Source organism: Hyalangium sp., from assembly GCF_035629615.1.
Classification (GTDB): domain Bacteria; phylum Myxococcota; class Myxococcia; order Myxococcales; family Myxococcaceae; genus Hyalangium.
This window is the reverse complement of record NZ_DASPHO010000771.1, coordinates 1-10,770: the sequence shown is the minus strand read 5'-3', so window position 1 is coordinate 10,770 and position 10,770 is coordinate 1. Positions and strand designations below refer to the sequence as shown.

General features: G+C 68.4%; 5 protein-coding genes and 1 pseudogene. 1 reads left to right on the top strand and 5 read right to left on the bottom strand.

Annotated features, from left to right (window positions below):
- Positions 1 to 2,169: PAS domain-containing protein (locus VD972_RS38570; protein ID WP_324993828.1), on the bottom strand; the 2,169-nt coding region annotated here is incomplete at its 3' end.
- 238 nt (positions 2,170 to 2,407) lie between these two features.
- On the opposite strand from VD972_RS38570, the gene VD972_RS38565 reads away from it, so the two are divergent.
- Entirely contained in the window at positions 2,408 to 3,424 is a 1,017-nt protein-coding gene (locus VD972_RS38565; RefSeq protein ID WP_324993827.1) for a zinc-binding alcohol dehydrogenase family protein, read from the top strand.
- Positions 3,425 to 3,493: 69 nt separating this feature from the next.
- Here the strand turns inward: VD972_RS38565 and VD972_RS38560 are convergent, their stop codons facing one another.
- From VD972_RS38560 to VD972_RS38545, 4 genes and pseudogenes are all read right to left on the bottom strand, one after another.
- A complete protein-coding gene (locus VD972_RS38560; protein WP_324993826.1) occupies positions 3,494 to 4,159 on the bottom strand; it encodes a hypothetical protein in 666 nt (221 codons plus the stop codon).
- Positions 4,160 to 4,263: 104 nt separating this feature from the next.
- Complete coding sequence (locus tag VD972_RS38555; RefSeq protein ID WP_324993825.1) at positions 4,264 to 9,324, bottom strand: tetratricopeptide repeat protein; 5,061 nt, start codon at positions 9,322 to 9,324, stop codon at positions 4,264 to 4,266.
- Positions 9,325 to 9,582: 258 nt separating this feature from the next.
- Positions 9,583 to 9,933, bottom strand: a complete 351-nt coding sequence (locus VD972_RS38550; protein ID WP_324993824.1) for a DUF2019 domain-containing protein — start codon at positions 9,931 to 9,933, stop codon at positions 9,583 to 9,585.
- Positions 9,933 to 10,770 (bottom strand): annotated as a pseudogene (locus VD972_RS38545) (hypothetical protein); the annotation flags it as partial. The gene VD972_RS38550 and the pseudogene VD972_RS38545, both read right to left, overlap by 1 nt.

Genomic DNA, 10,770 nt, shown 5'->3' with positions numbered 1-10,770 from the left:
CAGCAGAAGGGAGAAAGTCGTCCCCTGTCCCACCTGGCTGGTCGCCCGCAGCTCGCCGCCCATCTTCTGGACGATGGAGTGGCTGATGGAGAGGCCGAGCCCCGTGCCCACGCCGGCCGGCTTGGTGGTGAAGAAGGGATCGAAGATGTGGGGCAGGGCCTCGTGGGGGATGCCGTGGCCAGTGTCCGAGATGTCGATGCGCACCTGGGGGCCGTCAAGCCACGTGCGCACCCGCAGCCGGTTGGAGCTCGGCGGGCCGGGCTGCATGGCATGCACGGCGTTGACGATGAGGTTGAGGAACACCTGGCCCAGCCTCCCCTCGTTGCCGAGGATCAGGGGCAGCTCCGGGGCGTACTCCTTCTCCAGCCTCGCCGTGTGCTTCAGCTCTCCATGAGAGATGTGCAGCACCGAGTCCAGGATGGAGTGGATGTCCAGGACGGTGAGCTCCTCGGAGTGGCCCTGGTGGGACAGGTGGCGCATGCCTCGGACGATGTCGTGGATGCGCGAGCACCCCTCGATACAGTCGGCCAGGGACTGGCGGGCTTCGCTGAGCCCCAGCTGGAGCGCCTCCGGGAGTGTGGGCAGGGGCTTGAGGTGATGCTCCAGCTCCTCGAGCCACTGCCGCAAGAAGTCGAGGTTGGAGAGCACGTAGGCGGTGGGGTTGTTGATCTCGTGGGCGATGCCTGCCGCCAGCACCCCCATGGCCGCCAGGCGATCGTTCTGGATGCTCTGCTGCTCCAGGCGCCGCTGCTCGGTGAGATCGTGCCCGATGATGAGCAGACGCCGGGTGTCTCCCACGTCCTGGAGCGAGCCGAGCAGCTGGACCGCCAGCCGGTGGCCCTTGGTGGAGCGCAGGCCCTGATCCTCCAGACGCATCGTCCCGCGCGTGAGCAGATCGCCCAGCGCTCGGCGCAGCGAGAGCCGCTCCGCCTCAGGGGCGAGCGAGTCGAAGGGCAGGCCCAGCAGCTGAGCCCCCTGGAGCCCCAGCAGCTGGCAGGCCACCGGGTTGACCTCGAGCACGCAGCCCACGCTGTCCAGGACGAAGACGGCGTCCAGGGAGGCCTCCATGAGCCGGCGGGTGCGCTCGCGCGCCTCGTGCACCAGGATCTCCAGGCGCGAGGCATGGCGCTCCACCTGGAGGAGGGCCTCCTGGAGCTGGTCCCCCTGGCGGCGCTGCTCGGTGATGTCCGCGAAGATCCCCAGCACGGACCAGACGTTCCCATCCGGATCCAGCAGCGGCACCTTGCTCGTCAGCAGCCAGCGATCCTTTCCATCCGGTCCCCGGAAGGGCTCCTCGATGCCGAGGATGGGCTTGCCGCTGTTGACCACCTCCAGATCATCCCGGCGGAAGTCCCGGAGCTGCTCGGGAGGGAAGCCGAAGTCGGGATCACTGTGGCCGATGATCTCCTGGGGGGCGGCCAGGCTGAGCTGGCGCGCAAACGCGTCATTGCAGCCCAGGAAGACACCCTCGCGATCCTTCCAGAACACCGAGTGGGGGATGTGGCTGAGGATGGTGTTCAGCAGCTCCCGCTGGGAGCGCAGATCCCGCTCGACCCGGTGGCGCTCGTGGATCTCGACCTGGAGGTGCTCGTTGAGCGCGTTCAGGCGCTCCCGCGCCAGCTCCAGCTCCTCGTTGCGCTCCCGGGCCTGGCGCAGCTCGAGGCGCAGGCGGAAGTGCGTCTCCAGCTGCCTGCCGAGCTGCTCCAAGGCGCGGAGCTGGAGCATGCCCAGCCGGCGGGGGACGTGATCGATGACGCAGAGCATGCCGATCTGGAAGCCATCCTCCGTCCGCAGTGGCGTCCCAGCGTAGAACCGGATGTGGGGCGTGCTCTGGACGCGCGGGTTGTCCCGGAAGCGGGCGTCCTCGAGCGCATCCTCGATGACGAAGAGCCCCTCGTGCTCGATCGCGGTCGTGCAGAACGAGCCCTGGCGCACCGTCTGGACGATCCCGGGGAAGCCCACCTTGGCCTTGAACCAGAGGCGATTGCGGTCCACCAGGCTGAGCAGCGCGATGGGGGCCTCGCAGAAGTCCGCGGCGAGCTGGACGATCGCGTCGTACTCAGGGTTGGGCTCTCGATCGAGCAACCCAAGGCGGTGAAGTGCCCTGAGGCGCTCCTCCTCCTCATCATCGGGTTTCTGCCTGCCTTCCTGAGTCTGCTGCTGCGGCATCGAGGCCCTCGAAGATCTGCATCTGCTTAATAGCTATAAATGGGAAATTCAGGAAAATGCGTTCAGATTTGACGCGACGAGTCGAAATCCTGCCCCGACCCGTCACATCCAGGGAGGCGTGGATCAGCCTGAGGGCCAACACACGGGTGCCCCCGCGGGCGTTGTGGCAATCCCGGAGGAGTCCTAGGTTCGCCCGCCTCGCGGTGCCGCCGCGTGTCTTCACAGAGGAGCGAAAGCCATGAAGGCCGTTGCCCTGAAGCGCTACCTGCCCAGCTCGGATCCCGAGTCGCTGCTCGATGTGGAGCTGCCCGATCCCAAGCCCCAGGGGCGGGATCTGGTGGTGCGAGTCCATGCCATCTCGGTCAACCCGGTGGATGTGAAGGTCCGGTCCCCCAAGGACAAGATCGAGGAAACGCCGCGCGTGCTCGGCTGGGATGTCGCGGGGGTGGTGGAGGCCACGGGGCCGGACTGCACGCTCTTCAAGGTGGGAGACGCCGTCTTCTACGCGGGGAGCGTGACCCGGCCCGGGTGCAACAGCGAGCTGCACGCCGTGGACGAGCGGATTGTCGGGCCCAAGCCGCGCTCATTGGACTTCGCGCAGGCGGCCGCGCTGCCGCTCACCGCGGTCACCGCCTACGAGGGCCTGTTCGATCGGCTCTCCATCGACGTGGGCGGGCGGCACGCGGGGCGGACGCTGTTGGTCATCAACGGGGCGGGAGGCGTGGGCTCCATCGCGATCCAGCTGGCGAAGCTGGCGGGGCTGCGCGTGATCGCCACCTCCTCGCGGCCCGAGTCGCAGCAGTGGTGCCGCACCCTGGGCGCGGACCACGTCATCAACCACCGGGAGGACATCCCCAAGCAGCTCAAGGAGCTGGGGATCGCGGAGGTGGACTACCTCTTCAACACGGTGAACACCGCGGCCTACTGGGACACCATGGTGGAGGTCATCAAGCCGTTCGGGCGCATCGTCTCCATCGTCGAGTCGGATCAGCCGGTGAAGTTGGGAGCGCTGATGCGCAAGAGCGTGAGCTTCGCGTGGGAGCTCATGTTTACCCGGGCGATCTTCCAGACGGAGGACATGGTAGAGCAGCACCGCATCCTGAAGCAGGTGGCCGAGTGGATCGACGCTGGCCGGCTGAAGACGACGCTGACGGAGAAGCTGACGCCGATCTCCGCGGCGAACCTGCGAGCGGCGCACGCGAAGGTCGAGTCCGGGAAGATGGTGGGCAAGCTCGTGCTCGAGGGCTGGCGCTGACGTCAGACAGGCCCCGCGCCAGGTGCTCGCGCGGGGCCTGAAGGGCAGGGGCTCGGGGGTTGGCAGGGGCTACGGGTTGCCAGTGGCATACGCCCAGAGCTCGATGGGCGTGGCGTAGTAGATCCAGCCGAAGAAGCCGCCCACGGCGGAGTGGGCGGGGGGCCGGAAGTAGGCCTTCTGCCGCACGCCGATCAGCTTCAGGAGCCCGCCCAGGGTGATCGTCCACAGCACCTGCAGGGTGAAGGTGATCACGTAGGAGGCGCCCACGAAGGGCAGGTAGAGGGGGCCGAAGATGCGGGCCTGGAGCAGGTGCATCTTCTCGTGCTGGCCCGCGCCGCCAATGTTCACCGTGCCCAGCGTCTGGAGGACGGTCCGGCCGAAGGAGCTGCCCGGGCGCGGCATGAAGACGATCCACCCCTGGCCGTCGGAGTTGCTGCGCGAGAGGTTGCCGAACCAGACATAGGTGAGGTTGCCGATGAGGAACCCGAACACCGTGTTGGGCAGGCTCCAGGTGAGATCCACGATGAGCCCCACCCAGCCCACGCCGGTGGACAAGTCATAGCTGCGCAGCAGGCCCGCCTCCAGGCCATAGCCGAGGCCAAACACGCCGCCAGCGATCAGCGCCACGCCCGGTGCGAGAGCCCCGCCGCTCGCCAGGCTGACCCCGAGCAGCACCAGGGGCGGTACCCCGAGCGAGACGAGAACGGTCAGGAACGACTGCAATCCCTTCGACATGGCGACTACCTCCAGAGGAGCAATGGATCAGCTGCCCCTATGGAGTGTCACTCTGGGAGTTGTGACGCGCTCGGGCCCTCAGAGGCCTTACAGCCAGGCGTGCGCTACAGCCCCAGCCCCAGCCGCTGCCGCAGCCGGAAGAAGTCATCGGACAGCGAGAAGCCCATCAGATCCCGCAGATCGGAGCGCTGCCTCAGCGCCTGGAGCACCGGATCCATCGTGTCCACCTTCGTGTTCACCATGGAGGGATCCTCGCGGAGGACCAGCCCCAGGCCCACCGCGATGTCGCCGCACATCAGCATGCCGGCCCGATCCGCCGACAGCTGGAGCCCCTCCGTCATCTGCTTCAGGTCCAGCTTCTGCGCGTCCCCGAGCGCCTGGGACGGCGTCTCCAGCGCCTTGATCGCCTTGCGTGAGAACGCCTTGCGCAGCTGCTTCACCGCGTCATCGTTCTTCCGGCCTAGCGCGGAGAACTGGGGAACGGCGATGCGGATCGAGCTGCCGAACAGATCCGCCGTCTCGCCCTGGGAGAGCTTCGAGAGCACCGCCGTCTTGTTGAGCAGGCCCAGCACGGCGCGGCCAATGAGGAACTTCTGCTCGCGGGCGTTGAACTTGCGCACCACGTCCGCGCCGACGCACACCGACAGCGGCTCGGTGGTCTCCAGTGTCATCAGCCCGCGGCGGGCCATGTACACCTCGAACTCCTCCACGCCGAACACCTGCGCCACGGAGCGGATCGCCTTGTACACCGCCGAGTCCGGCTTGAGCCGGTCCGCCTTTCTGTCCACCCCCAGCCCCTCGAACTGGGGCGGGTGCAGCTTGCCGAGCTGATCGCCCATGGCCCGCAGCACCTCCAGCAGCGGCCCGCGAGCGGACGGGTGCAGCAGCAGGCTGTCCAGATCCGCCAGCGCCAGCTTGTCCTGAGCGTCCTGCGCCAGCCGCCCCTTGGCCTCGTTGTAGAAGACGACCTCCACCTCGTTGGCCGAGCGCATGAACATCAGCGCCGCCGCCGCGCAGAAGGCCTTGTCGAGCTGCTTCAGGCCCTCCCACAGCTTGAAGAGGGCGTGGAGGCTCTCCACCCGCGTCGGCTCCAGCTTGAGCAGCTGCCGGTGCTCTTCGATCGCCATCGCCGTGGCCGCGCTGTCACGCATATAGAGATCCGCCAGCGCCGCGCGAGCCGGGATGTTCGTGGGCTCCTGGTCCAGCGCCTGGCGGTAGACGGCGATGGCGCGCGCCGGCTGCTCAAGGGAGCGGGTGTACAGCTCCGCAAGCCGCAGGCGCACGGACTGGGCCCGCTTCTGATCGATGGCCGCCAGCGTCCCCACCTGCGCCTCCAGCATCTGCGCCAGCTCCGGCAGGTTGTGGGCGCGCTCGTACAGGGTGACGAGCCGATCCACGAGCTCCGAGTCCCCGGGGCTCAGCTCCAGCGCCTTGCGGTACAGCGCGGAGGCGCCTGCGGTGTCACCGAGGCCCTCGTCGTGGATGCGCGCCAGCTCCACCATGTGGCGGGCCCGATCCACCGTCGTGAGATCCAGCTCCAGCAGGCGCTTGAGGCAGTCCACCGCGCCAGACCAGTTGCGCGCCTGGGAGTGCAGCGTGGCCAGGCGCTCCAGGGCCTCCTCGTTCTTCGGCATGGCGGCCAGCGCCGTCTGCAGGTGCGCCGAGGCCCGGCTCGGCTCGTTGAGGTGCGTCTGGTACAGGCCACCGAGGGTGAGGTGGAGTTGGGCCAGCAGGCGCGGATCACCGCCCAGCTGAACGCGCTGGGACAGGGCCGCGGCGGCCTCGGCGTACTTCTGCGTGTCCAGCAGCAGCCGGCCCTTCATCTCCAGGCCGTCCGGGTGGCTGGGCTGCGCGGCGAGCGCCCGCTCCACCAGCGCCATGGCCTTGGAGCGGTCGCTCAGCGCGGCGACGTACAGCTTCGCCCCGCTGATGAAGGCGGCGGCGGCGGCATTGGGATCGCGCTGGGCGAGCTTCGCCTCGCCGCGGCGCTCGTGCAGGGCCGCCAGATCCGAGGTTCCGCCGCGCTGGGCCAACAGATCCTCCAGGCCGGTGGTGGCGGTGGGGTTGAGCGGATCCTTCTCCAGAGCCTGCCGGTAGAGGGTGGCGGCGCCATCCAGATCGTTCAGCCGTGTGGAGGCGAGCTTCGCGGCGGCGATGAAGGCCTCCACGGCGCTGCGCGGATCGCGGCTGATGCGGGCCTCGGTCTCCAGGGTGGCGCGCGCGGCGGCGGCGTTGCCCTGCTTGAGCTGCACACGGCGGCTGCCCATGAGGGCCGGCAGGCACTGCGGCTGGGCCTCCAGCGCGGCGAGGTAGAGCTGGCCGGCGCGATCCAGATCGCCCAGCTTGTGCTCGGCCAGATCAGCGCTGCGCAGCAGGAGCTCCACGCGCTCGATGGGCTCCGTCACCACCTCCAGGCGGCGGCTGTAGAGCCACGCCAGGCCCGAGGCGTCACCGGCCTGCCGCATCGCACGCTCCAGCGCGAAGGCCACGCGCACGTCCGCGGGGTCCTCCTGGAAGGCCAGCTTGTACTCTTCGAGCGCGGCCTCATTGGAGCCCTTGTCCTGATCGGCCGCGGCGGCCAGGCGCAGCGCGGTGCGCAGGCGCGCGTCCGGCACGCGCTCGGAGAGGCGGAAGCGCAGCTCGGCGCGGCGTGGCTTGTCCGCGGCGCGGATGCGCTCGAGCATCTTCAGCGCGGTGAAGTTGCCCGCATCCAGCTGGAGCACGGCCTCGCAGCACTGCGCGGAGCGGGCGGGCTCCTGGAAGCGATCCAGGTACAGGCGCGCCAGCTTCAGGTAGGCGGCCACCTTGCCGCCCGGCGTCTGGCCCACCTGCGTCTCGCGATCCAGGATGGCCACCACCTCCTTGGTGTTGTCCTGGGTGGTGTAGAGCCGCTCCAGGGCCCGCAGGCTCGGGGCGTGGCCCGGCGACACCTTCAGCACCTCCTGGTAACCCTCGATGGCCAGCTCCGGGCGCTGCAGCTGATCCTCCCAGATGGCGGCGGCCTGGAAGAGGGCGTTGGCGCGCTCCACCGGATCGATGCGGTTGGCGGCCTCGGCGCGCAGGACTTCAATGAGCTTCTCCCAGTGGCCGTTGGCCCGGTAGATGCGGGCCAGCGCGCGCAGGGCGGGGAAGTAGCTGGGCGCCAGCGTCAGCGCCTCCTCGTAGGCGGGGACGGCGTCGTTCTGGCTCTTGAGCCGGTGCTCGTACAGCTCACCGATCTTGAACTGGAGCGTGGCGGCCTGCTCGGTGGAGGGGGAGATCTCTGCCTCCGCCCGGTACATCTTGATCAGCTCGTTCCAGCGGCCCTCCTGCGCGTACAGCCGCCCCAGCGCCTTGAGCGCGGGCAGGTACGAGGGGGACAGCGACAGCACGCGCTCGTACACGGCGATGGAGCCGGGGCGATCCTTGAGGTGCTCGTCCAGGATCTCCGCGTTGCGGTGGTAGAGCGAGAGCACCTGCTTGGTGTCTCCCGAGAACGAGGCCTCCAGCTCCTGCGTCTCGATCAGCTCGCGGTAGCGCCCGGCGCGCTCGTACAGCCGCGCCAGGTTGCGGATGGTGGGCAGGTGATCCGACGCCAGATCGAGGATGCGCTTCATGCACTCGATGGCGTGCTCCAGATCGCCGAGGCGATCCTCGTAGATGACCGCCATCTTGTTGAGCGTGGTGATGAGCTGATCGCGATCGGAGGTCTGCAGCAGATCCTGCTCGTACATGGCGACCAGCTCGGCGAAGCGGCCCTGGCGCTCGTAGAGGCGCGAGAGGGCCTTCTGCGCGGGCAGGTAGCCGGGCTGGAGCTGGAGGCAGGTGTTGTAGCGGGTGATCGCGTCCTCTTGCCGCCCGAGCTTCTCCTCGAGGATCTCGGCCGCCTTGTACATGCGGGCGGCCTTCTGGCGGGCGTCCTCGGCGGCGGTGATCTCCGCGTCGAACACGGAGACGAGCCCCTCCCAGTTGCCCATGCGGTGGTAGAGCTTGCCCAGGCCGGCCAGCGCGGGGCCGTGGCCGGGGATGCGCGAGAGGATGGCCTGGTAGCGGGAGATGGCATCCTGCTCGCGCTTGAGATCCTCCTCGCAGAGCGCGGCCAGGCGCAGGTTGATGGCGACCAGCTCGCCCTCGTCGTTGATGGAGTCCACCCACGTGAGGAGCACGTCCGCCAGCTCCTCGTAGCGGCCCTGCGTCTCGTAGATGCCGGCGAGCTCGGAGAGGACCAGCGGCTCGGTGGGGGTGACGCGGCGTGCGGCGAGCAGGGCGGCCAGGGCATCATCCTTGCGCCCCATGCGCTCGTAGACCTTGGCGATCTGGAGGTACGCGGGCGTGGCCTGGGTGCCCAGCACGTGGGCCTCGGCGGCCAGCGCGGCCAGCAGCTCGTCGGCGCGGCCCTCGCGCTCGGCCAGGCGCTTCATGGCCGACAGCAGCAGCAGATCCGAGCGATCCAGCCCGAAGGCCTCGCGGAAGTACACGGCGGCGGCTTCACGCTGCCGGAGGCGCTCCTCCAGCACGAGGCCCGCGGAGGTGAGGAAGTGGGCGCGGAGCGAGGGGTTCTCCAGCGCGCCCGCGAGCAGCCGGTAGACTTCGATGAGGGACTCGTAGTCGTTGCGGGCGGCGTAGTGCGCCTCGAGCTGGGTGAGGAGCCCGATCTCGCTGGGCTTCAGCTCCAGGCACTGGCGCCAGGCGGCCTTGGCCTCCTCGTCTCGGGACAGGCGCTCCTCGAGGATGGTGGCCTTCTCGAAGAGGAGGGTGGCCTTCTGGCGAGGCTCCTCGGTGCCAGTGAGCTCGGCATCCAGGAGCTGGATGACCATGAGCCAGTTGCCCACGTCCGCGAAGAGGCGGCGGGCGGCGCGGATGTTGACGAGGAACTTGGGGGCGAGCTTGTAGGCGTTCTGGAAGGCGACGGCAGCGTTGCGCGGGTTCTTGAGCGTCTCCTCCCAGACGAGGCCGAGCTCATGAAAGAGCAGGGCAGCGGCCTGGGGATCGGCGGAGCTCAGGGCGCGGGCCTCGCGCTCCAGGGCGGCGATGCGCTCGCGGGCTTCTTCTTCGGGTGTGGTGGCAGCGGGCATGGCGCTCAGGTTCTGGGCGAGGACCTCCGTTGCGGGCTTCGTGGGAGGCCCACCCGGCACGGGGATGGAGGCAGAGGACGCAGTCCTCGTGAGATCATTCTGCTCGCTCATGGAGAGGCGGCTCCGGCAGGGGTCAGTCGCGGCGTACGGTTAGGGCCGTCGCGGTCGTACCACGCGGCTGGGTAACCTCTCAAGTTCCCGACTTCCTTGATGAAATGGATGGCTGCCGACCTAGGAGGCAGGGAGGCATGGGCTTGAGGCCTGAGGCCATCCCGAGTGGGGCTGATCGGCTACGGCCTGGCAGGCGCGAGCCTACATGATCCATTGCTCTCCATGAAGGCAGCCTTTCGCCTGAGTGCCTATACCACTCTAGGCGGGGTCTAGAGCCCAGGTGCCTTCCTCCCAGCGCTGCAAGGCTTGCTGCGCCTCGAATGGAACCATCCCCTCGCCCTTGGCGGCTTCCTCCAGGACCGCCTTGGCCTCTGCCGTTCGATGCCGGAGGAGAACCGCTGCCGCAGCCACCCGGACATCCATCCTGGGGTGCGTGAAGAGTGCTGCGAGTGCATCGCGCCCGGCATCGCCGTGGGCCCGGAGCTTGTCGAACGCGGCGCCGTACTTCCGGGCGTGCTTGTTCCCTGTCTTGGCGTCTCCCCTCCAGATGGCGTCGGTCTGCGCGGCCACGTTCTCAGCGAACTGTTCGACGAGCTTCTCCAACTTCATTACCAGATCCCCTTCGTGACGTTCTCCCTCGCCAGAAGCCCGAACTGGCGCTGGGCCTCGTACGACTGCGTGCTCAACCACTGGCGCACGGTCAGATTTTTCGAGCCGGTGATATGCCATCGAATGGACGAGTAGAGCGCGCTGATGCGGGTGTGCAGCGCTTGCTCCAGGGGGATGACGTTCTCGGTGTTGTGAAGCGCATGGGGCCCGAACCTCGCCACGTTGCCCGGTGATTGCTCCACCACGTGGTGCCACTGCTTGCCCTCTCCCGCCGAGCCCAGGGCACTCTTAAGGCCGCTGAACGAGCCCCAGGACCTGAAGCCGCTAGCACTGCCCCCGACTGCGGCTCCTCCTCCCATACCCTCGGCCGCCATGGCAATCGCCGCTGCAGGCAAGGAGATGACGATGGTGCTTCCTACCACCGCCACCGCGCTCACCTGTCCCACGTTCGCAAGGTGGATACCCATCTGTGAGGCCCCTGCCGCTGCCGCCTCCGAGAAACGGGGCAGCATCGACAGACGCGCCGCCAGCCACCCGGCGCCCCCAGCCATGCCATGGCTCACCACCACTGTCGCCGCGAGGACGAAGACGCGCGCCACCTCCGGTCCCACTCGGTTCGCGAAGCGCCGGCTGGCCTGCTCCAGTTCCTCGGGGTTGGTGGCTCTGTCGGTGGCTCGCTTCAACTCCCGGCTCGCATCCACCAACTCCAGGAACGTCTCCACGCCCAGGTAGATCAACAGGACGGCTGACACGATGGCAGCGGCCTTGGTGAAAACGGGCTCGGGATTCGCGGCCAAGACGGCCCAGCTGATGAGGCCGGTCGCAATGACGGTGTAG